Annotated in this window: 22 protein-coding genes; 10 read left to right on the top strand and 12 right to left on the bottom strand. The window is 66.4% G+C overall.

From position 1 onward, the window contains the following. Window positions 1–6: 6 nt before the first annotated feature. The 12 genes from AC1DYL_RS17660 to AC1DYL_RS17605 all read right to left on the bottom strand — a co-directional run bounded on the left by AC1DYL_RS17660 (window position 7) and on the right by AC1DYL_RS17605 (window position 11,612). Window positions 7–1,095, bottom strand: a complete 1,089-nt coding sequence (locus tag AC1DYL_RS17660; protein ID WP_477174179.1) for an energy transducer TonB family protein — start codon at window positions 1,093–1,095, stop codon at window positions 7–9. Between the two features lies 1 nt (window position 1,096). Continuing rightward, window positions 1,097–1,531, bottom strand: coding sequence for an ExbD/TolR family protein (locus AC1DYL_RS17655; protein WP_477174178.1), 435 nt, complete (start codon window positions 1,529–1,531; stop codon window positions 1,097–1,099). After that, a complete protein-coding gene (tolQ, locus tag AC1DYL_RS17650; RefSeq protein WP_477174177.1) occupies window positions 1,531–2,247 on the bottom strand; it encodes a protein TolQ in 717 nt (238 codons plus the stop codon). The genes AC1DYL_RS17655 and tolQ overlap by 1 nt, the downstream gene beginning before the upstream one ends. Window positions 2,248–2,323: 76 nt before the next feature. Further along, window positions 2,324–2,491, bottom strand: coding sequence for a hemin uptake protein HemP (gene hemP / locus AC1DYL_RS17645; protein ID WP_477157798.1), 168 nt, complete (start codon window positions 2,489–2,491; stop codon window positions 2,324–2,326). A gap of 165 nt (window positions 2,492–2,656) precedes the next feature. Further along, the gene (locus AC1DYL_RS17640; protein WP_477174176.1) at window positions 2,657–3,754 is read right to left on the bottom strand and encodes a VWA domain-containing protein; all 1,098 of its coding nucleotides are present in this window, start codon (window positions 3,752–3,754) and stop codon (window positions 2,657–2,659) included. Between the two features lie 20 nt (window positions 3,755–3,774). Beyond that, window positions 3,775–4,707: a DUF58 domain-containing protein gene (locus AC1DYL_RS17635; protein ID WP_477174175.1), complete on the bottom strand. Its 933-nt coding sequence runs from the start codon at window positions 4,705–4,707 to the stop codon at window positions 3,775–3,777. Then, complete coding sequence (locus AC1DYL_RS17630) at window positions 4,682–5,701, bottom strand: AAA family ATPase (protein ID WP_477174174.1); 1,020 nt, start codon at window positions 5,699–5,701, stop codon at window positions 4,682–4,684. Before AC1DYL_RS17630 ends, AC1DYL_RS17635 begins: the two co-directional genes overlap by 26 nt. Before the next feature lie 25 nt (window positions 5,702–5,726). Then, window positions 5,727–6,557, bottom strand: coding sequence for a S1C family serine protease (locus AC1DYL_RS17625; RefSeq protein WP_477174173.1), 831 nt, complete (start codon window positions 6,555–6,557; stop codon window positions 5,727–5,729). A gap of 311 nt (window positions 6,558–6,868) precedes the next feature. Next, on the bottom strand, window positions 6,869–8,098 hold the full coding sequence (locus AC1DYL_RS17620; RefSeq protein WP_477150670.1) for an OpgC family protein: 1,230 nt from the start codon (window positions 8,096–8,098) through the stop codon (window positions 6,869–6,871). Then, complete coding sequence (mdoH, locus tag AC1DYL_RS17615) at window positions 8,091–9,833, bottom strand: glucans biosynthesis glucosyltransferase MdoH (protein ID WP_477174172.1); 1,743 nt, start codon at window positions 9,831–9,833, stop codon at window positions 8,091–8,093. Before mdoH ends, AC1DYL_RS17620 begins: the two co-directional genes overlap by 8 nt. A gap of 43 nt (window positions 9,834–9,876) precedes the next feature. Next, on the bottom strand, window positions 9,877–10,020 hold the full coding sequence (locus AC1DYL_RS17610) for a hypothetical protein (protein WP_477174171.1): 144 nt from the start codon (window positions 10,018–10,020) through the stop codon (window positions 9,877–9,879). Beyond that, on the bottom strand, window positions 10,017–11,612 hold the full coding sequence (locus AC1DYL_RS17605; RefSeq protein WP_477174170.1) for an OpgD/OpgG family glucan biosynthesis protein: 1,596 nt from the start codon (window positions 11,610–11,612) through the stop codon (window positions 10,017–10,019). The genes AC1DYL_RS17610 and AC1DYL_RS17605 overlap by 4 nt, the downstream gene beginning before the upstream one ends. A 158-nt stretch (window positions 11,613–11,770) precedes the next feature. Here AC1DYL_RS17605 and AC1DYL_RS17600 point away from each other — a divergent pair, with 158 nt between their 5' ends. The 10 genes from AC1DYL_RS17600 (at window position 11,771) to recQ (ending at window position 20,008) form a co-directional block, all read left to right on the top strand. Then, entirely contained in the window at window positions 11,771–12,931 is a 1,161-nt protein-coding gene (locus tag AC1DYL_RS17600; RefSeq protein ID WP_477174169.1) for a hypothetical protein, read from the top strand. Beyond that, a complete protein-coding gene (locus AC1DYL_RS17595; RefSeq protein WP_477174168.1) occupies window positions 12,924–13,514 on the top strand; it encodes a hypothetical protein in 591 nt (196 codons plus the stop codon). Before AC1DYL_RS17600 ends, AC1DYL_RS17595 begins: the two co-directional genes overlap by 8 nt. Before the next feature lie 79 nt (window positions 13,515–13,593). After that, window positions 13,594–14,142, top strand: coding sequence for an SRPBCC domain-containing protein (locus tag AC1DYL_RS17590; RefSeq protein WP_477174167.1), 549 nt, complete (start codon window positions 13,594–13,596; stop codon window positions 14,140–14,142). A 5-nt stretch (window positions 14,143–14,147) separates the two neighbouring features. After that, entirely contained in the window at window positions 14,148–14,957 is an 810-nt protein-coding gene (locus AC1DYL_RS17585; protein ID WP_477174166.1) for an alpha/beta fold hydrolase, read from the top strand. A gap of 12 nt (window positions 14,958–14,969) precedes the next feature. Beyond that, window positions 14,970–15,314: an ArsR/SmtB family transcription factor gene (locus AC1DYL_RS17580; RefSeq protein ID WP_477150662.1), complete on the top strand. Its 345-nt coding sequence runs from the start codon at window positions 14,970–14,972 to the stop codon at window positions 15,312–15,314. A 26-nt stretch (window positions 15,315–15,340) separates the two neighbouring features. Further along, a complete protein-coding gene (locus tag AC1DYL_RS17575) occupies window positions 15,341–16,012 on the top strand; it encodes an SRPBCC family protein (protein ID WP_477174165.1) in 672 nt (223 codons plus the stop codon). Next, on the top strand, window positions 16,009–16,509 hold the full coding sequence (locus AC1DYL_RS17570) for an SRPBCC domain-containing protein (RefSeq protein ID WP_477174164.1): 501 nt from the start codon (window positions 16,009–16,011) through the stop codon (window positions 16,507–16,509). Before AC1DYL_RS17575 ends, AC1DYL_RS17570 begins: the two co-directional genes overlap by 4 nt. Continuing rightward, the gene (locus AC1DYL_RS17565) at window positions 16,506–16,940 is read left to right on the top strand and encodes a YdeI/OmpD-associated family protein (RefSeq protein ID WP_477174163.1); all 435 of its coding nucleotides are present in this window, start codon (window positions 16,506–16,508) and stop codon (window positions 16,938–16,940) included. The genes AC1DYL_RS17570 and AC1DYL_RS17565 overlap by 4 nt, the downstream gene beginning before the upstream one ends. 247 nt (window positions 16,941–17,187) lie before the next feature. Next, on the top strand, window positions 17,188–17,988 hold the full coding sequence (locus tag AC1DYL_RS17560; RefSeq protein WP_477174162.1) for an alpha/beta fold hydrolase: 801 nt from the start codon (window positions 17,188–17,190) through the stop codon (window positions 17,986–17,988). Window positions 17,989–18,184: 196 nt separating this feature from the next. Continuing rightward, the gene (gene recQ, locus AC1DYL_RS17555; RefSeq protein ID WP_477174161.1) at window positions 18,185–20,008 is read left to right on the top strand and encodes a DNA helicase RecQ; all 1,824 of its coding nucleotides are present in this window, start codon (window positions 18,185–18,187) and stop codon (window positions 20,006–20,008) included. Window position 20,009 lies beyond the last annotated feature (1 nt).

The following is a 20,009-nucleotide window of genomic DNA, read 5'->3' as shown; positions in this document are numbered from 1 at the left end:
TCGAACTCACTTCTTGAAATAGAGCGGCACCGTGAACGACCACGTCGATCGCCCCGCTGCCTCGGGAATGGGAGGGAAGGGCGCAGCGCGGTCGACTGCCGCCAGCGCGGCATTGTCGAGCGCATCGTTCCCCGAACTGCGGGCAAGCGCGACTTTCACCACCTTACCACTGGCGCCGACCGTAAAGCTCACCAAAGCCTCGCCGTCGTCGCCCTTTGCCTTGGACGGATATTTCGCCGCGCGGGTCACCTTGGACTGCACCAGGCCGGGGTACTTGCTGGCGGAGGCGCTGCCGCCATCATTCTTCTTGCCGGCGCCGCCGCCGGATTTCTTGGCGGCGCTATCGGCATCGGCCGCGCCACCGTTCCCGAGGCTCGCCTGCTTCGATGGCGGCTTTTTCTCGGTCGGCTCTTTCTTCGGCTGTTCCTTCAGCGGCTCAACCTTGGCCTCGACCGGCTTGCGCACGATCCGCGGCTTCGGGATCGGTGCCACCTGCAACTCTTCCTCGACCACCGGCGTAAGGCTCGCCGTCTCCGGCGGTTCCGCCACCTCGACCGGCTTCGTCAGCGCCGGCGGAATCTGCTGGATCGGCGGCTCCGGCGTCAGCTCGCCGATCGTTGCAGTGCGCACCGCCTCGAGCGGATCGGACAGCGACGGGACAACGCTATCGGCGACGATCGTTGCGGTCGCAACCTGCGGCATCACTGCCTCTGCGGGTGCCATCGAATCCACCGCCGTCAGCACCTCCGCTGACGCAATCTCTTCGCTCTCCGACGGCTCGACCTGCGCCACCTCGACTGGCGCCGCCACAGCTACGACGGCCTTGGCCGGCATAGCTTCAGCCACCTCGACCGGCTCGGTTTCCGTCTCCGGCACTTCCTCCGCCTCGACCTCGCCGCCGGCCGAAACCAGCGTCTCCGTCGCCTCGGTGATTTCCTCGGTCGGGTTGGCCGTGACGGCGTCCATCGAGATGATATCGACGCTCACCGACTCCACCGCCGTTTCGTCGATTGCGGGATTGAGGCTGAGGAACAGGAACGCCCCGGCGATCAGGCCGACATGGATGCTGGCGGAAGCGAGGGCGGCCTTCTTCATCTTACTGCTCGCGCTGCTGGGTGATCAGCCCGATGCGGGCGTATCCGGCGCGGCTCAAATCGCCCATCACCTGCATGATCAACCCGTAATCGGCGGTGGCATCGCCACGGATGTAGAGCCGCTGCTGTGCTCCGGCCTCGCCCGCCGCCGCGCCGACGGAGTCGAGAAGCGTTTCGAGCGTGATCTCGTCCTCGCCGAGGTAAATCTGGCCCTCCGGCGTCACCGAAATAGTCAGCGGTTTCGACCCCTCGACCTTCATCTCCGGCGCATTCGTCTGCGGCAGGTCGATCGGCACACCCGAGGTGAGCAGCGGCGCCGTCACCATGAACACGATCAGCAGCACCAGCATCACGTCGACCAGCGGCGTGATGTTGATCTCGTTGATCGCGCCACGCCGGCCGCGTTTGCCGCGCGTGCTCTGCAGCGACATGCTCATCAGGCGTTCCCCCGCGCATCGAGCTGCCGCGACAACAGCACCGAGACCCGGTCGGCGAATGCTTCGAGCCGGCCGATCAGCCGCCCGGCGTCCCCGCTCAGCTTGTTGTAGGCAATCACCGCCGGGATGGCGGCGAGCAGCCCGAGCGCGGTGGCGAACAGTGCCTCGGCGATACCCGGCGCCACCACGGCAAGGCTGGTGGATTTCGCCGCCGCGATCGAGGTGAAGGCGTTCATGATGCCCCACACCGTGCCGAATAGCCCGACGAATGGCGCGGCGCTCCCCACCGTCGCCAGGAGCGACAGGCTACGGTCAAGCTTCTCGCTCTCCGCGGCTACCGTGGTGTCGAGCACGATGCGCAGCCGCGCCTGCAGGCCGCCGGAATTGGCGGCGTTCTCGGCGTGGCTGCCGTTCCACTCCTCCATCGCCGCGGCGAACAGCGCACCAAGCCCGGTGCGCGGGCTATCCTTCAGCCGCGCGTAGATCTGCGTCAGCGGCTCGCCCGAGGCGAAGATCCTGTCGAACGCCTTCATCTCGCGTTTCGCCCTGGCATAGGCAGCGGCCTTGGCGAAGATCACCGCCCAGCAGGCGATCGAGGCGAACAGCAGCCCCAACATTACCGACTTCACCACCCAGTCCGCCTGCATGAACAGCGCGAACATCGACATGTCGTGTGCTGCCGCCACCGGCTCCACGGCTTCGACCACCGTTTCCATCAGACGCCGAACTCCGCGGGGTGGTGACGCGACAGCGTGGGGAGGAAGCATGCAATCGTGAAGCGCATGGCGGCTCCTATTTGTTGAGGACGAGTTTGCCCTGGCGGGTGATGCGGAGCCGGTAGGTCGAGCCCTGGTGCACGATGCCGATCTCGGTCGCGCTACCGAACAGCTGCTCCGTGGTGAAGCTCGGCTGGCCGGCGGGTAGTTCCGGCTTTTCCGCCGTATCGGGCGAAGCGGTCATGTCCCGCAAATCCTCAAGTCGCATCGTGGCCATCCCGGCCGTCTGCCAAAAACATTAAAACATGACTGTGATTATCATAATTACGCCGACGCGCAAGCGCCACAATTTCGCCGGCCGTCGCGGAGGGCAGCGGTTGTTGCGATCGGCGGTGACGGCTCGGTCCGGCTAGGCGACGCGCCCGAACCACAGCATCGACAGGCCCGCCGCGGCGATGGCGAGCAGCGCGCCTACGCCGGCGAACAGGAAGGCGATCTCAGTCAGCTTCTTCTCGCTGATCAGCCGGGTGGAGAGCGAGTTGTAGACCCCCTCAAGGTCGGCGGCGCTTCCTGCCGCGTAGTACTCGCCCTCGGTGGCGTCGGCGATGGCCCGCAGCGTCGTCTCGTCGAGTTGTGCCCGCATCGAGCGGCCGCCGAAATCCACCACGTCGCCTGAAGCCGACCCGAAGCCGACGGTGAACACCTTGACGCCGTAGTCCCCGGCAAGACGCCCTGCCGCGATCGGATCGGGGCCCGTGGTGGTCGCGCCGTCGGTCAGGAGGATCACCACCGCGCTCTGGTAGGAGCCCGGCTCGACCGGCATGTGTTTGGCCGCCGGCGGCTCGGTGGTGGCGCCCAGCAACCCGTCCAGTTCTCCGGGCGTCCGGCCGATGCGCTCGCGCTCGCCCCCGAAGCTCGGCAACCCCAGTTGGTCGCGCTGGTCGCCGCTTCCGTCGACGTCGAAGTTCTCCTCGGGGAAGATGGTCGCCAGCGCCACCAGTACGCCGGAGCCGACCGCAGTGCCACGCCGCAGGTCGAAGCTGTTGATCGCCTGGTACAGCGCTTCGCGGTCGATGGTCGGGGCCTGCACCAGCACCGCGGCCGAGGCAAAGGCGACGATGCCGATCTGCACGTCGGCCGGCTGGTTCTTGATGAAGGCCTTCGCCGCCTCCTGCGCCGCCACGATGCGCGACGGCTCGACATCGCGGGCCCGCATCGAGCCCGAAACATCCATCGAGAGGATCACGGTGGCGCGCGATGACGCCAGTTCCACCACCGCAGCCGGCCGGGCCACGGCGACGATCAGCACGGTGATCGCTCCAAGCAACAGCGCCGGGGGCACGTGCCGGCGCCAGCCGACCCCCTTGCCCATCGCCTGCTTGACGATGGCGAGGTTGGCGTAGCGCAGGGCAGATTTCTTCCGGCGCCGCATCAGCCAGATGTAGGCGCCGATCAACAGCGGCACCAACACCAGCAACCAGAGCATGTCCATCCAGATGAAGGTCATGTCGTCACCCGTCGTCTAAGTTACGCGCCCGCCATCGCGGGCAGATTGCCGCCTCCACCGAGTCGCGACTGCACCTTGCGCATGTTGGCAAAGCGCAGCAGCGCATCGACCAGATCGTCCGAAGTCGAGAGTTCGAGTACATCGAGGCCGGCAGCGGCAAACGCCTCCATCTGCGCCTCTTCGTTGCGTTGCGCCGCCGCGACAAAGCGGCGGCGAAAGCCCTTGTCGCCGGTGTCGACGAACAGTTGTTCGCCCGTCTCGGCATCCTGGAACAGCAGCATGCCGACATCGGGCAGCGCCATGTCGAGCGGATCGAGCAACCGCACCGCCACCGCCTCGTGGCGCCGGCTCAGCTGGAACAGCCCGCGCTCCCAGCCCGGCTTCGAGATGAAATCGGAGACCACGAAGCAGATCGAGCGCCGCTTGATCACCGAGGCCGCGCGCGCGAGGAAGGCGTTGAGATCGGTCTGGGGCGAGCGCAGCAGCCGCGGATTGGCGAACACCTTGTCGACGAGGTGCAGCACATGCCGCCGTCCGGTATGCGGCGCGATGACGAAATCCGATTGGCCATTGAACAGGATCGCCCCGACCTTGTTGCCCTGCCGCGTCAGCAGCCGGGTCAGCACCGCCGTGAACTCGGTGAGCATCTGGCGCTTGGTCACCTGGTCCGAGCCGAAATCCACCGAGGGGCTGAGATCGAGCAGGAACCAGGCAGTGACGTCGCGGTCCTCGTTGTAGATTCGCACGTGCGGCACCTGCGTGCGCGCCGTGACGTTCCAGTCGATGTGCCGGACGTCATCGTAGGTCTGGTATTCGCGCAGGTCCGCGAAATCTAGGCCAAAGCCGCGGAACAGCGTACGGTAGTCTCCCTGCAGCAAGCCGTCGAGCTTGCGGATCACCGTCCATTCGAGTCGGCCGAGGAGCTTCTCAGCCTGCTGCGGCGATGCGGACATGCGCCTCCAGGGGTTTCTCGGGTGCGGGAACGGCCTTGAGAATCTGGCCGACGATCTGGTCGGGCGTGATCGACTCCGAGATCGCCTCGTACGAGAGGACGATCCTGTGCCGCAGCACATCCGGGGTGACATCGAGCACGTCCTCGGGCAGCACGTATTCGCGACCGCGAAGGAACGCGAGGGCGCGGCCGGCTTCGATCATGTTGATGGAAGCGCGGGGGCTCGCCCCATAGGTGAGGAACCGCTCCATCTCGCCCAGCCCCGCCGACGCGGGATTGCGTGTGGCGCTCACCACCTTCACTGCGAACTGGATCAGCGACGGATCGACGAACAGCTGCCGGCATTTCGCCTGCAGCCCGACCAGTTGCTCGGTGGTCGCCACGCGCGCCACCGCCTGCATAAGGCCGGTGACCCGCGAGACGATGACGAACTCCTCCTCTTCGCTCGGATAGCCGACGAGGACCTTCATCATGAACCGATCGACTTGCGCCTCGGGTAGGGGATACGTGCCCTCGGTCTCGATCGGGTTCTGCGTCGCCATGACGACGAACGGATTGGGCACCTTGTGGGTCTCGCCCGCGATGGTGACCTGCCGCTCCTGCATCACCTCGAGCAGCGCGCTCTGCACCTTGGCCGGAGCGCGGTTGATTTCGTCGGCCAGCAGCAGGTTGCAGAACACCGGTCCCAGCGAGGTCGAGAAGTCACCGGATTTCTGGTTGTAGATACGTGTGCCGACGAGGTCGGATGGGACGAGATCAGGGGTAAACTGCACCCGCTTGAAGCTGCCCTGGATGACGTCGGCCAGCGTGTTGACCGTCAGCGTCTTCGCGAGGCCTGGCACGCCCTCGACCAGCAGGTGCCCCTTGGCAAGCAGCGCCACCAGCACCCGTTCGAGAAAATGGTCCTGCCCGACCACGACTTTCTTCACCTCGTACAGCACCTGCTCCATCAAGGAAGCGACGGCGGCGCCTGACTCTTTCGATGTGTCGTCCATTTTCTCCGTCGGGGTTCGAGTACAGTTACAGCGGGTTTTCTCCTGCCGCCGCGGCGGCGTTCTCGATCGGCACGGCAAAGCCGATGCCGGCAAAGGTGCGAAGTCCGGATGGGTTCAGGATGGCGGTGACGATGCCCACCACTTCGCCATCCGCATTGACCAGCGGCCCGCCGGAATTGCCCGGGTTGGCGGCCGCGTCGAACTGGATGAGGTTCTGCAGCTTGGGCTGGCCTTCTTCCGCCAGCACCCGGCCGAGCCCGGACACCACGCCGGCCGAAGCCGAGGGACCGATGCCGAACGGGAAGCCCACCGCCACCACCGCGTCGCCAGGACTGAGTCCGGCACTCGGGGCGAGCGTTGCCGGCTGCAGGTCATCGGGCAGCACACGAGGGCGGATGATGGCGAGGTCGCTATCGGCCCGGGCGCCGACGATCATCGCCTCGGACTCGGTGCCATCCCAGAACTGCACGCGCAGGTTCTTGGCCGCCCCGGCGACGTGGAGATTTGTGAGGATCGTGCCCATGTCGTCGATGACGACGCCGGTGCCGACCGCGGTGAAGCGCTCGTGGAAGTCCTCTTCCACCTTGCCTTCCACCGGCAACTCAGCCTTCTCGCTCTCCGGCTTGGCGGCTGACGGATTGTCCGTGGCATCCTCGTAGCCATCCACCCGCACCACCGAGCGGATAACCGTCGCATAGGCGACCGACTCGATCGATGCACCGGGCGGCCGCTCGTCCACCACCTTGTTGACGGCGGTCATGAACTGCCAGTCGCTGATGCGCTGCGGGTCGGGGGCGATCAGGTCGTAGGCGCCAATCAGCAGCAGCGTGACCACCGCGCCGAGCCCGACCAGCACCGGACCCTGATGCTGCTGATAGAGCTTGCTCCACCACGCAGCGAGGCGGCGTCGAAGCGTCGGACCGGTCGTTTCATCTGGAAGATCGACATAGACGGGACTTACGCCATCCGGCGCGACCCAAGCTGAACCCGCCGTGGTCCGCGGCCTTTGTGACCGGCTATAGAGTGGTCGCCGTCGGGTCACCAAACGCTCCCGCGCTCGAGTGGGCTGGCCCCTCCCTCGACTAGTAGGCTAGTCCCAGCCGCGACCGCGCGGCAAGGCGCAAGCTTGCAACTGTTGTGGGCGCTCTCAGAAATGTGACAGTTGTGTCAGGATGCTGCGCGGGTCGCCGCGCGCGTCATCTCCTGCGTGCGGGTCAGCACATAGGCGAGCCCCACGAGCGCCAGCAACCCGCCGCCGAGCAGCAGCGTGTCGAGCAGCAGGCCGCCCTTGGTGCCGGTCTTCACGGCCTGGAGGAACAGGCTCAGCACGGTGCCGGTCGCGAACACCGCAAGTCCTTGCCGGCCCATCAGCCGCAGCGGAGCGGCGAAACGCGATTGTGCGACCCGGTACATCACGCCCAGCGACGCCAGCACGTAGAACAGCGCCAGCGCATGCAACAGCCGGGGCAGCGCGAGGAAGGTCTTGTCGAACCAGGTGACGTAGAACGGCAGCCCGAGTCGGCTGAGGAAGCCGAGCATGTTTCGCCCCGCATCGCCCAGCGGCGGCACCTTAACCCACAGCAGCACCACGAGGAGGAACGCCGCGCAGAGCCCGAACAGCAGTGGGCTTTTCGGCACGAAACGGCGCCCCTGCTTCATCGCCATTCCCGACAGCAGGCCGACGACGAACAGGATCTGCCAGGAGAACGGATTGAAGAACCAGCCGCCCTGCGTCGGGAAGTTCGGCAGGTTCAGCCGGAACTGCCCCGCCAGCACCCACAGCGCGATCGAGCCGAGCATGGTCTGCACCGGCCAGCGCAGGCCGAGCCCGATGATCAGCGGCGTCGCCAGCAACAGCATGATGTAGAGCGGCAGGATGTTGAGATAGCCCAGCTGATGCGTCATCAGCGGGAGCCCGATCATGGTCTGCAGCGGGAAGCCGAAGATCGGCGCTATGTTGTTCTTCTCCAGTACCTCGTCGAGCCCGAAATACAGCGCCGCCGATGCAAAGATCGCGAGCGCGATCAGGGTGATGCTCAGATGCACGAAATAGAGTTGCCGCGCCCGCGCCCAGACCTTGGCGATCGCCGGCCATAGCGGACCGCTGGCGAAGCGGCCGGAATAGGCGAGCCCCGCTGCCAGCCCGGACATGAACACGAACGCTTCGGCGGCATCAGAGAAGCCGAAGTTCCGGCTGGTCAGGGTCTCGTAGAAAGTGCCGGGCACGTGGTTGATGAAGATCATCACCAGCGCCAGGCCGCGGAACATGTCGAGCCGCGGGTCACGTCCCACCGGCGGCGTCGCGGCGATCTCGCGGTCGAGCGCTGGCAGGCCGACCAGCGCCTTGAGGCGCTCGAGCAGCGGCGCGCGCTTCAGCGTGGCGAGGGTCTCAGGCATGGACAGGCGTCGTTCCGGCAATGGCGGGTTCGGCAGCGGCAGGGCCCTGCTGCGTCCAGCTCAGGAAAATGCGCTGCTGCTCGATGATGACGGGCGCCGGCGCGCTTTCGGACGGGGTGGTGAAGAGGATCGGCTTGCGGCTGGTCGCGCCGCGCGAGGTCGCGGCGATCAGCAACGGTGCACCGATCGCGGGCAGCGCCACCGGCAACAGCCAGGGCACCAGCTCGCTGGCAAAGGCCGAGGCGATGGCCAGCACGACCGCGCCGGCGACGGTGACCCACCAACTCGCGGCGAACGCCGTCGAAAAGCTCACCCGGCCCTCGTCCCGGTTGGTCGCCGGCCAGCCGCCATCGAGCCCGAGGAGGATCTCGATGACCGCCTTGCTCTGGAAGCACAGCATGATCGGCGCGAGGAGGGTCGAGAGCAGCACCTCGCTGATCACCGACAGCGCCGCCCTGATCGTGCCCCCGAAACCCTGGTTGCGGCGGCCGAGCGTCGAGCGGGCGAGGATCAGGAACTTCGGCAGCAGCAGCGCCACGGCCACCGCGACGGCGAGCACCCAGATGCCGGCCTCGTTGTCGCGCCACCAGTAGCGGCTGGGCAGTGCCGCGGCGAGAATGCTCGCCGCCAGCAGCGCCAGCCACAGCGGCGAGGCGGCATAGGCCATGATGCCCTGCACGAACGTGAACCGGCTCCAGAACTTCAGCTCCGGCGCGGCCAGCACCCGGCGGTGCTGCAGGTTGCCTTGGCACCAGCGGCGGTCGCGCTTGGCATACTCGATCAGGTTCTCCGGCCCTTCCTCGTAAGAGCCGCCCAGGTACGGATCGACCTCGACCTTCCAGCCGGCTCGTGACAACAGCGCCGCCTCGACATAGTCGTGGCTGAGGATGTGCCCGCCCGCCGGCGGCTTGCCCGAGAGCACCGGCAGCCCGCAACTCGCGGCGAACGCCGAAACGCGGACGATGGCGTTGTGCCCCCAATACGGCCCTTCCTCGCCCTGCATCAGCGCCGTGCCGCGCGCAAAATAGGGTGAGAGGTATGCCGACGAGAATTGCATCAGCCGGCCGAACAGGCTCTGCGCATGGATCACCTGCGGCACCGTCTGCAGCAGCCCGAGCCGCTGATCGTCGTCCATCCGCTTCGCCATCGCGGCGATGGTGGCGCCGTCCATCAGGCTGTCGGCATCGAGGATCAGTGCATAGTCATAGGCGCCGCCCGAGCGCGAGATGAAGTCCTCGATATTGCCGGCCTTCTTGCCGATGTTCCGCTCGCGCCGACGGTAGAACACCCGGCCTTCGGCCTGCGGCTCATGCAGCAACTGCTCGAACCAGATGATCTCGTCGGCCGCGACTTCCGGCGAATTGGTGTCTGACAGCACGGCGAAGTGGAACCGATCGGCGATGCCCAGCGCGACGAGGCTGCGGTTCATCGCAGCGACGCGCGAGAAGCTGGCAGCAGCGTCCTCGTTGTAGACCGGCATCAGGATCGCGGTCATGCCATCGGGCCGCGCTACTGCCGTCGGCACCCGCTTCGGCGGAGCCAGCACGCCGAGAATACCGGCGACGCCTCCCCACACCAGCCAGAACCCGACCAGCGTGAACAGCACAGTGCGCAGCACGTCCAGCGCACTGGTGCCGTCGGCACCGATGAACTGCACGTACAGCCAACCGCCGCCAAGGCTCAGCAGCGCCGACGCGGCGAGCGCCAGCGAGCGGGTGAGACGGGCTTGCGCCATCGGTCAGAAACCGGGGGAGGGCATGGGGTGAGGCTCCCTGCCGTCAGAATCGCGGCAACGCCGCGGCGAACGCCTGCCGCAACACCATGAAAATCGAGCTCCGCCGGCGCTCCAGCACCTGCTTGGGCATCGCGAGGGGGGCATCAGGAAGCGCGCCCGAGAAGTCACCAGAACGGTCGTGCCTCATGCTTGTCCCCTCCACTGGTAAAGCCAGGTTTCGCTGAGCGTCCGGCCCGTGCTGACGATATTGGCCTTGAGTTCCACCGGGCCTTGCCCGTCGATCATCACGTCGAGCGCCAGCCGCCACGCGCCGTTGGCATCGACCTTCGATAGCGCCGTCGAGGTAATCTCGCCGCCGGCGGCGGTCGCCACGACGTCGAGCTTGGCTTCGGCCGGCATCTCCACGAGTTCGCCGCCGGTGAAGTCGATGACGAACTTCCTCAGCTTCACGTCGTTCGCGACACCCGACACGCCGCCCTGGCCGGCGCGTGTCTCGACCACATGCGCCAGCGGCGCATCGGCCTTGGGCAAGAGGTCGCCCCAGATCAGCCGGTAGTGGAACTCGCGTTCGGCGCCGGCCTTGATCGGATCGGCCGGGATCCAGAACGCCACGATATTGTCCTCGGCCTCGAGCCGCGACGGCGCCTCGATCAGCCGCACGCTGCCCTGGCCCCAGTCGCCGACCGGCTCGACGCGTGCGGACGGACGGCGCTCGTAATGCGCCCCGGCATCCTGGTAGGTCTCGAAGCTGCGGTCGCGCTGGTAGAGCCCGAACGCCCGCGGGTTGTTCTCCCACAGGTACGAGTTGCCCAGCTGCGCCGTGTTGTTGAGCGCCCGCCAGAACACTTCGCCGCCGTCGCGCTCGATGATCAGGCCGTTGCTGTCATGCACCTGCGGCCGGAAGTCATCGAAGCCGGCGCGGTTGGCCTCCGCGAACAGGAACATCGAGGTCAGCGGCGCGATGCCGATCTCGCCGATATCGGCGCGGAAGAACAGCCGGGCAGTGATGTCGATCGCCGTTTCCTGTGCCGCGTCGCTGGCCGGTGTGATCTCGAAACGGTAGGCGCCGGTGACGCTCGGACCCTCGAGGCTCGCATAGGCGACCAGCGGCTTGCCCTCGGTCGGACGTTCCAGCCAGAACGCCGAAAAGCGCGGGAACTCCTCCGGCCCTGCCTGCCACGAGTCGATGGCGAGGCCACGGGCGCTGAGCCCGTAGATATTGCCGCGTCCCAGTGCCCGGAAGTAGCTCGAGCCGAGGAACGAGACCAGCTCGTCCATCTTGTCGGGTTCGTTCACCGGGTAGTTGATGCGCATGCCGGCGATGCCGGGGAATGCCTCGGCAGCGGCCTCTTCGCCCATCACCGCGTCATAGAACATGAAATCGGCGTTGGAGAAGCCGAACGGCGTCGCCTTGCCGTCGACCACCTCGAACACGCCCACCGGCTCCTTGAACAGCCAGCCCATCGGGAAGGCATGCACCTGGAAGCCGGAGTTGTTGTCGAGCCAGCGCGCGTGCTGCGCGTCGAACTGGATCTTGCGGTAGCCGTCGTAGTCGAGCCCCGCGAAGAGCTTGGGCAGCTCCGGCACCGCCGCATTGAACGGCTCGGCCGCCTTCGCCCGCATGCGTTCGGTCAGCACTTCATAGTCGAAGGCCTCCGCTGCGCTCTCCTGAGCGAAGGCGACGCGGGTGAGGGAGGTGGTGGACAGGAGCGCAGCCGTGGCAACGGCGGCTCGGAGAAAGGCTCGCCGACCGAGCCGATGGTGAGAAATAGAATACATGCACAGTCGCTATGGAGGGATCGGGACACCAAACACGAATTCCGCAACGCCGTTGAGCGCCGAAAGTTGTCGCATAGGAGCTATGCACCGACGGAATGGATATGATTTCGCCGCATTGCGTTACGAGTTCTGGCAGTTTCCCTGCCCGGATTTAGCCGATGAGCGACGCCGTCGCGTTGCGCCCCGCGCGAACGCTACCCCTAGGCCTTGTATTGGTGCTCATCCCGCTCGCCTTTGCGATCGCCGGGTTGGCGATCCGCTACCTGGCCTTTGCAGCCACCGTCCATGACGCATCGCTCGCCAATTTCGCCCAGGGCATGTGCCGGTGGGATTGCGCCTGGTACGTGAAGCTGTCGCAGACCGGCTACGATCCGTTCCCGGTGCCGACGATGATCAATGCCGGCAACTGGGCCTTCTTCCCGCTCTATCCGATCCTCGTCGCCATCGTCCGCACCCTGACCGGGCTCGAGACCATCGTCGCCGCTACCGGCCTCTCGATCCTCCTCTGCATCGTCTCGGCCCGCGTCGCCTGGCCGCTGCTCGGCAAGGACCTGCGCGCCTACACCCTGTTCGCAGCCTTCCTCCTCGCCGGGCCGTTCTCGATCTGGTTCACCACCTTCTACACCGAGGTGCTGTTCCTGCTGCTGACCCTCTGCGTCTTCGCGGCGCTGCAGAAGAAGCAGTTCTTGCTCGCCGGCCTCTTCGCCGCGCTGCTCTCGGCCACCCGCATCGTCGGCGTGTTCATCGTCTTCGCCATCCTCATCGAGATCTGGCAGCCGCACCGCGCCGCCGGCGGCAGCTGGCGCGATTTCGTGCCGGCCGTGCTGAAGCAGCCGACGCACCTGCTGGCGCTGTTCGTCGCCCCGCTCGGTCTCTTCGCCTACATGGCGTACCTCCACGTCCACATCGGCGACGCCCTGGCCTTCAGCCATGTGCAGCGCGCATGGTCCCGGCCATCCGGCAACCCCTTGGTGTTTGTCTGGAACGCGCTGACCAGCTTCCCCAAGGAGGGCTGGATCCCCACTCCATCGCAGCAGCTCGCCGTGGCGACGATCATCGGCTACGTCCTCTCCATCATTCTGCTGGTGAAGAAGCGCTACGGCATGGCCGTCTATGCGCTGATCTGCCTGACCCTGCCGCTGTTCGCCGGCATGGCCTCGGTGCTCCGCTTCACCGCCGCGCTGGCGCCGATGCCGCTAATGCTGACCGAACTGCTGGCCCGCCGCCGCTGGCTGTTCGCCGTCGCGCTGCTCGGCCTCCTCGCCGCCGGCTACTTCACCACGATCGGCTGGCTCACGGGGTATCTCAGCCTTGTCTAACCCCCTCCGCCTCGGTGCCTATCTGCTGGTCGGCCTCCTCGCCCTGTTCGAGCTCGTCGTGCTGTGGCTGATGCTGCACCCGAACGTCACGCCCGATTACCGCGCCTACTACATCGACAAGACCACCACCTGCCTTAACCAGCCGGTCATCGGCACCTACACCCTCGGCACCGTGGTCCCCTTCACCCCCGAGGGCCGCGATGCCGCCAAGCTGATCCGCGTCTGCGGTTGGGAGCGCCCCACCGGCGACGGCACCCACACTGTCGGCACCAGCGCCCGCCTGCGCTTCGCCTATGCCGAGCCGGCCACCGCCCTGACCCTGAAGCTCAGCATGGTCCCCGTGCAGAAGGACGGCCAACTCACCACCCAGCGCGTCGAGATCGTCGCCAACGGCACCCTGGTGGATACCGTGACACTCGATGCTCCCACGCCGCAGGATGTCTCCCTGCCGATCCCGGCTCCCGCCGACGGCAAGCTCGAGCTCGAACTGCGCTTCCCCGACGCGGTGCAGATGGGACCCACGGATCCGGACAACCGGCTGCGCTCGATCAAGCTGCTTTCCGCCGCTCTCCTCCCCACCTGAACTTTCCTTAACCGATCGGTTGACAACCATTATTGGGAGGAGTATTCAACCAATAAGTTATCAACTGAAGGGTTGAGCGATGGACTGCGTTGAACTCACCGGTGCCCCACCGACCAAGGTGTCGACCATCACCACTCCGGCCAATGATCCGGTGATCGTGATCGCCCGCAGCTTCGAGGCGCCGCGTACCCTGGTCTGGCGCTGCTACACCGAGCCTAAGCACCTCGTACATTTCTGGGGTCCCAAGGGCGCCACCAATCCGGTCAGCGAAGTCGACCTCCGCGTCGGCGGTGCCTGGCGACAGGTGATGCGCTTCGCCTCCGGCAATGAGTACGGCTACACCAGCGCCTATCTCGAAATCTCCCCGGTCGACCGGCTGGTCTGGCGCGATGCCCCCGACAGTTACCGCTTTGGCGACGACCTGCCGCCCGCGGTCATGGTCACCGAGATGTTCCTTAGCGAGCAGGGTGGCCGCACCAGCGTCACCGTAACCGTCCGCTTCACCTCGCTGCTCGCCCGCGACGAGGCCGTCAAGCAGGGCTTCGCGACCACCGTCAGCCAGGGCAGCGACAAGCTCGACCTCTACCTCTTCACCCTCAGCGCCACCGCGGCGTTCCAGCAGGAGTAACCGCCATGAACAGCTTCACCTCCAAGGACGGCACGAAGATCGCCTACGACGTGCGCGGTTCCGGTCCCGCCGTCATCCTCATCGATGGCGCCTGGTGCGGCCGCAACATGGGCCCCATGCCCAAGCTCGCACCGCTGCTCGCTCCGCACTTCACCGTCTACAACTATGACCGGCGTAGCCGCGGCGACAGCGACCTCTCGACCGACTATTCGCCCGACCGTGAATACGAGGATCTTGCCGCGCTGATCGACATCGCCGGCGGTTCCGCCAGCCTCTATGGCACCTCGTCCGGCGCCGCGCTGGCCCTGTTCGCCGCAGCCCGCGGCCTGCCGGTCGATCGGCTCGCCCTGTTCGAGCCGCCCTTCACCGACGTTCCCGGCGGCAAGCCGATGCCCAAGGGCTATCAGGCGGAAGTCGAGCGTCTCGTCGCCGGAGATCGCCGGCCCGATCTCGCCAAGTTCTTCATGGTCAAGATGATCGGCATGCCCGCGATCATGATGCCGCTGATGCGGCTCAACCCGGCCTGGAAGGCGATGCTGCACAACGCCCCCAGCCTGCCGCACGACACCGCTGTCATGGAGGGCTACGGCTTCCCCACCGAGGCCGCCCGCTCGATCCGCGTCCCGACCATCGTCATGAGTGGCGACAAGACCTTCAAGCAACTGAAGGAGCCGGTGCGCCTCGCTCGCGAGACCATCCGCGGCGCCCGCTTCGCCTCGCTGCCCGGCCAGAGCCACGACGCGGCAGCCGAGATCGTTGCCCCCGTGCTGATCGACTTCTTTACCGGCGCCGACGCCATCCGCTTCGCCGCCTGAGGACCAACGAGAATGACCGACCACCTGTCCACCACGCTATCCGCACTCGCCGACCCGACCCGCCGCGGCATCCTCGCCCGGCTGTCGCTGGGCGAGGCGACGGTCAGTGAACTGGCCGAGCCCTACGACATGTCGATGGCGGCCGTGTCCAAGCACCTAAAGGTGCTGGAAAAGGCCGGCCTGATCTCCCGCGGCAAGGAAGCCCAGTGGCGTCCCTGCAAGCTCGAGGCGGCCCCCATGGCGGAGGTCGCGGACTGGGTCGAGAACTACCGCCGCTTCTGGGAAGAGAGCCTCGATCGCCTCGGCGATTACCTGGCCGAACTACAGAAGGGCGACCCCGGCGGCTCCCGGAACTAGCCCGGGGCCGTCAGGCCGAAACAACAATGCAGCGACCCAAGGTCATAGCGCTCTCGGACTACCGCCGGCAGCGCGACGGCGAAGCCTTGCGCCGATTGGGGCAGGGCGCCGGAACGGAACACTGGTTCGTACTTTACTGGCGATATTGGCAAGAAAGCCTCGATCGCCTCGACGCCTACCTGATGAAACTCAAGGAGCTGAAAATGGCACTCGACAACCTGAAGATCGAAGCCCCGGCGAACGAGCCCATCGTCATCGCCACCCGTGATTTCGCCGCCCCGCGCGCCCTCGTCTGGAAGGTCATGACTCAGCCGGAGCACGTCGCCCGCTGGTGGGGCATGGAGGGCCAGCGCAACGTCATCACCTCGTTCGACGTCCGCCCGGGCGGCAAGTGGCGCGTCGAGTCCCACGCGCCCGATGGCAACGTCTACATCTTCACCGGCGAGTACCGCGAGGTCACCGCACCTGAAAAGTTCGTCTGGACCTTCGGCGTGGAGAACATGTTCCTCGGCAAGACCCTGGTCGAAACCCACACCTTCGAGGAAGACGGAGCCATCACGCACTACAAATCAGTCTCCAACTACGACAGCATCGAAGATCGTGACGGCATGGTCGCCTCCGGCATGGAGATCGGGATGCGCCACGGCTTCATGGTCATGGACCAGTTGCTCGCCGAGCTACAGGAAACCGCGAAATGATCGACTCGCTTGCCGCCACGCCCTCCGACCGCCGGCTCGAACTCGAGCGCGAGTTCGATGCCCCGCGCGAGCTGGTCTGGATGGCCTTCGCTGATCCCTATCATCTCAGCCAGTGGTGGGGCCCGAAGGGCTACACCAATCCGGTCTGCGAGATCGATCTGCGCGTCGGCGGCAAGTGGCACAACGTCATGCGGGCGCCCGACGGCAAGGAACTGCCGACCGACAGCGTCTTCATCGAGGTGACGCCACCTGAGCGGATCGTCTACCGCAACGCAGCGGCCGATCCGAAGATATTCGGCGACAACCCGCCGCCGAGCTTCGTCCGCGTCATCACCCTCGACGACATCGGCAACGGCCGCACCCGGCTGACGCTCAACGCCTATTTCGACACTGCCGACCAGAAGGACGCCGTCATTCGCCGTGGCTTCCGCGAAGGCACCGAACAGAGCTTCGACAAGCTCGCTGCACACCTCGCCACCGTTGGAGAACCCCGATGAAGTTCACCACCACCATCCTGCGGTCCGGCAACAACACCGGCATCATCGTGCCATCGGCGGTGCGCGACGAGCTCGGCGGCGGCAAGAACCCGCTGGTCGTCGTCACCCTCGCCGGCCACACCTGGCGCAGCAAGGTCGCCACCATGGGCGACAGGCTGCTGGTCGGCGTCAGCGCTGAGATCCGCGGCATCACCGGCGTAAAAGGCAGCGAGACCCACGAGGTCGAGCTGACCCTCGACGACCAGCCCCGCATCGTCGAAGCCCCCGGCGACCTGCAGGCCGCCCTCGACGCCGACCCCGTCGCGCTGGCCGCCTGGAACAAGCTGGCCCCCAGCCACAAGAAGGCCCACGTCACCGCCATCGAAGGCGCCAAGGCCCCCGAGACGAGGCTCCGCCGCGTCCAGAAAGCCATCGAAATGCTGACGACCTAAGCCACCAGCCTCTCCCCGATCCTCCCCCGCGTGGCGGGGGAGGGGGACCAGCGAAGCTGGTGGAGGGGGCGGCCAAAACCTCAGTGATCACCCTCCACCAACCCGCACTCCCGCGGGACCGGCGGAGCCATATCCAACCCGGAGACTTCCAATGCTACGCCGAACCGTCCTTGCCATCGCCGTCCTCGCCAGCTTTGCTCTCGCGTCGCCGGTTACTTCATCGATTGCCCAACAAGGAGTTGCTCCCATGCCCACCCCCACCAAGTCCGGCTACGTCCCCGTCAACGGCGGCAAGGTCTACTACGCCACCTATGGCAGCGGATCCCCGCTGGTTCTTCTGCACGGCGGCCTGATGACGATCGAGACTTTCGGCCCCGTCCTCCCCGCCCTCGCCAAAACCCACGAGGTGATCGCAATCGAGGCGCAGGGCCACGGCCGCACCGGCCCGCTCGACCGCCCGATGAGCTTCGACAACATGGCCGCCGACGTCGCCGAGGTGATCAAGTCGCTCGGCTACGCCAAGGTCGACGTCGTCGGCTACTCGATGGGCGGCACCATTGGCCTGCGCCTGGCGCTGGCTCACCCCGAGCTGGTCAACAAGCTGGTCATCGCCTCGGCGCCCTTCGCCTTCGCCGGCTGGCATGACTACAACCAGCAGGGCATGCGCGGGCTGAACGCAAGTCAGTTCGAGATGCTGAAGCCCTCGCCGCTCTACCAGGGCTTTGCCGCCGTGAACCCCGACCCCGAGGTGAACTTCCCCAAGCTGCTCGACCAGATGCAGTACATGGGTCAGGACTATGACTTCTCGGCCGATGTCCCGCACCTCAAGGTCCCCACCCAGCTGGTCTACGGCGACTGGGACGCCGTCCGCACCAGCCACGCCGCGAAGTTCTTCGAGCTGCTCGGCGGCGGCCTGCAGGATGCCCTGTGGGACAGCTCGGGCATGAACCAGAACCGCCTCGCCATCCTCCCCGGCGTCACCCACTACACCATGATGACCTCACCCAAGCTCGCCGAAACCGCCCTCGCGTTCATCGACGTGAAGTGACGGAAAGGCCGGCGGGTGAGGCACCGTCCCGCCCACCCACCGGCCCCCAACCTCCCCCTCCACGGGGGAAGCAAGCGTAGCTTGTGAGCGCAGCGAACTAGCGAAGCTCGGAGGTGGTGCGCGATGAGCGCCGGCGCCCCCTCACATTCTTAACAAACCCTTGACCCCACCCCCCGGGTCCCGGCTCTATGCCGCCATGCTTGAGTCGCTCTTCGACACGCCGGCGCGCGACCCCGCTGAAATCCTGCGTACCGTATTCGGTCACCAGAGTTTTCGGGGCCAGCAGGAGGACGTTGTCCGCCACGTTACCAGTGGCGGCGATGCGGTGGTGCTGTTCCCCACCGGCGCCGGCAAGTCGATGTGCTACCAGCTGCCGGCCCTGGCGCGCCCTGGCGTCGGCATCGTCGTCTCGCCGCTCATCGCCCTGATGCGCGATCAGGTCGAGGGGCTGAAGCAGGCCGGCGTCAACGCCGCGACGCTCAACTCCTCGATCTCGTCCGAGGAATCCTCCCGCACCTTCCGCGATCTCAAGTCCGGCAAGCTCGACCTGCTCTATGTCGCCCCCGAGCGCCTGGTGCTTCCCGGCTTCAAGTCGATGATGCAGGGCGTACCGATCTCGCTCATCGCCATCGACGAGGCGCATTGCGTTTCGCAGTGGGGCCACGACTTCCGCCCCGAATATCGCGAACTCGCCTCGATCGCCGCCGATTATCCCGGCGTGCCGCGCATCGCGCTCACCGCCACTGCCGACCCAACCACCCGCGACGATATCATCGAGCGGCTCGGCCTCACCGATGCCCGCATCTTCACGACCAGCTTCGATCGCCACAACATCAGCTACTCGATCGTCGAGCGCGACAACGCCCGCTCGCAGCTGAAGAGCTTCCTCGCCCGCCACAACGGCAGTTCCGGCATCGTCTACTGCCTCAGCCGCGCCAAGGTCGACACCACAGCCGAATGGCTGAACAAGGAGGGCATCCGCGCGCTGCCCTATCACGCCGGCATGAACGCCCGCGACCGCGCTGCCAACCAGGACGCCTTCCTGAAAGAGGAAAGCCTCTGCCTCGTCGCCACGGTCGCCTTCGGCATGGGCATCGACAAGCCTGACGTGCGCTATGTCGCCCATATGGACCTGCCGTCCTCGATCGAGGCTTACTACCAGGAGACCGGCCGCGCCGGCCGCGACGGACTGCCGGCCGAAGCCTGGATGTGCTACGGCATGGCCGACGTGGCGCAGCGCCGCCGCATGATCGACGAGGGCAACGCCCCCGACGAAGTGAAGCGCGTCGAGCGCCTGAAGCTCACCGCGCTGCTCGCCGTCTGCGAAACCCCGGAATGCCGCCGCAAGGCCATCCTCGCGCATTTCGGCGAGGCTCACCCTGGCCAGTGCAACAACTGCGACACCTGCCTCGTGCCGGTCGAAACCTGGGACGGCTCGGACGCCGCCATCAAGGCCATGGCCGCCGTCTATCGCACTGGCCAGCGCTTCGGCGCGGGCCACATCATCGATGTGCTGATGGGCAAGGTCACCGACAAGGTCACCCAGTTCAGCCATCAGGACCAGCCGGTGTTCGGGCAGGGCAGGGACCTCGACCAGCGCTCCTGGCAATCGGTGCTCCGCCAGCTAACCGCCATGGGCCTGATCATCGTCGACCACGCCTTCGGCGCCCTGCACCTCACCGAGGAATCCCGCCCCGTCTTCAAGGGCGAGCGCAAGATCACCCTCCGCCGCGACCGCCCGCGCAAAGCCACCGAAACTCGCCGTGCCCTGCAGAACGCCGTGGCGCTGCCGCCCGCCGCGCAGGGCCTCTTCGAGGCGTTGCGTTCAGAACGCGCCGCCATCGCCAAATCCCAGGGAGTGCCGCCCTACGTCGTGTTCCACGACACGACGCTCCGCGCCATGGCCCTGGAACGCCCGCAGACCATGGCCGAGCTGGGCACCATCCCCGGCATCGGCGAAACCAAGCTGAAGCGCTACGGGGCGGAGTTTTTGGCGGTGTTGCGAACGGCCGGGCCGTAAC

It is taken from the genome of Devosia sp. P1_H9 (genome assembly GCF_056405135.1).
This window is presented reverse-complemented; position numbering and strand designations above follow the sequence as displayed.

Excerpts from the sequence above, each read along its gene's own strand:
- hemP (WP_477157798.1), bottom strand. The coding sequence starts at position 2,491 with ATGACCGCTTCGCCCGATACGGCGGAAAAGCCGGAACTACCCGCCGGC.
- AC1DYL_RS17635 (WP_477174175.1), bottom strand. The coding sequence starts at position 4,707 with ATGTCCGCATCGCCGCAGCAGGCTGAGAAGCTCCTCGGCCGACTCGAA.
- recQ (WP_477174161.1), top strand. The coding sequence starts at position 18,185 with ATGCTTGAGTCGCTCTTCGACACGCCGGCGCGCGACCCCGCTGAAATC.
- AC1DYL_RS17575 (WP_477174165.1), top strand. The coding sequence starts at position 15,341 with ATGCAGCGACCCAAGGTCATAGCGCTCTCGGACTACCGCCGGCAGCGC.
- AC1DYL_RS17585 (WP_477174166.1), top strand. The coding sequence starts at position 14,148 with ATGAACAGCTTCACCTCCAAGGACGGCACGAAGATCGCCTACGACGTG.
- mdoH (WP_477174172.1), bottom strand. The coding sequence starts at position 9,833 with ATGGCGCAAGCCCGTCTCACCCGCTCGCTGGCGCTCGCCGCGTCGGCG.
- AC1DYL_RS17660 (WP_477174179.1), bottom strand. The coding sequence starts at position 1,095 with ATGAAGAAGGCCGCCCTCGCTTCCGCCAGCATCCATGTCGGCCTGATC.
- tolQ (WP_477174177.1), bottom strand. The coding sequence starts at position 2,247 with ATGGAAACGGTGGTCGAAGCCGTGGAGCCGGTGGCGGCAGCACACGAC.
- AC1DYL_RS17640 (WP_477174176.1), bottom strand. The coding sequence starts at position 3,754 with ATGACCTTCATCTGGATGGACATGCTCTGGTTGCTGGTGTTGGTGCCG.
- AC1DYL_RS17580 (WP_477150662.1), top strand. The coding sequence starts at position 14,970 with ATGACCGACCACCTGTCCACCACGCTATCCGCACTCGCCGACCCGACC.
- AC1DYL_RS17570 (WP_477174164.1), top strand. The coding sequence starts at position 16,009 with ATGATCGACTCGCTTGCCGCCACGCCCTCCGACCGCCGGCTCGAACTC.
- AC1DYL_RS17605 (WP_477174170.1), bottom strand. The coding sequence starts at position 11,612 with ATGTATTCTATTTCTCACCATCGGCTCGGTCGGCGAGCCTTTCTCCGA.
- AC1DYL_RS17655 (WP_477174178.1), bottom strand. The coding sequence starts at position 1,531 with ATGAGCATGTCGCTGCAGAGCACGCGCGGCAAACGCGGCCGGCGTGGC.
- AC1DYL_RS17630 (WP_477174174.1), bottom strand. The coding sequence starts at position 5,701 with ATGGACGACACATCGAAAGAGTCAGGCGCCGCCGTCGCTTCCTTGATG.
- AC1DYL_RS17610 (WP_477174171.1), bottom strand. The coding sequence starts at position 10,020 with ATGAGGCACGACCGTTCTGGTGACTTCTCGGGCGCGCTTCCTGATGCC.
- AC1DYL_RS17560 (WP_477174162.1), top strand. The coding sequence starts at position 17,188 with ATGCCCACCCCCACCAAGTCCGGCTACGTCCCCGTCAACGGCGGCAAG.
- AC1DYL_RS17565 (WP_477174163.1), top strand. The coding sequence starts at position 16,506 with ATGAAGTTCACCACCACCATCCTGCGGTCCGGCAACAACACCGGCATC.
- AC1DYL_RS17600 (WP_477174169.1), top strand. The coding sequence starts at position 11,771 with ATGAGCGACGCCGTCGCGTTGCGCCCCGCGCGAACGCTACCCCTAGGC.
- AC1DYL_RS17620 (WP_477150670.1), bottom strand. The coding sequence starts at position 8,098 with ATGCCTGAGACCCTCGCCACGCTGAAGCGCGCGCCGCTGCTCGAGCGC.
- AC1DYL_RS17590 (WP_477174167.1), top strand. The coding sequence starts at position 13,594 with ATGGACTGCGTTGAACTCACCGGTGCCCCACCGACCAAGGTGTCGACC.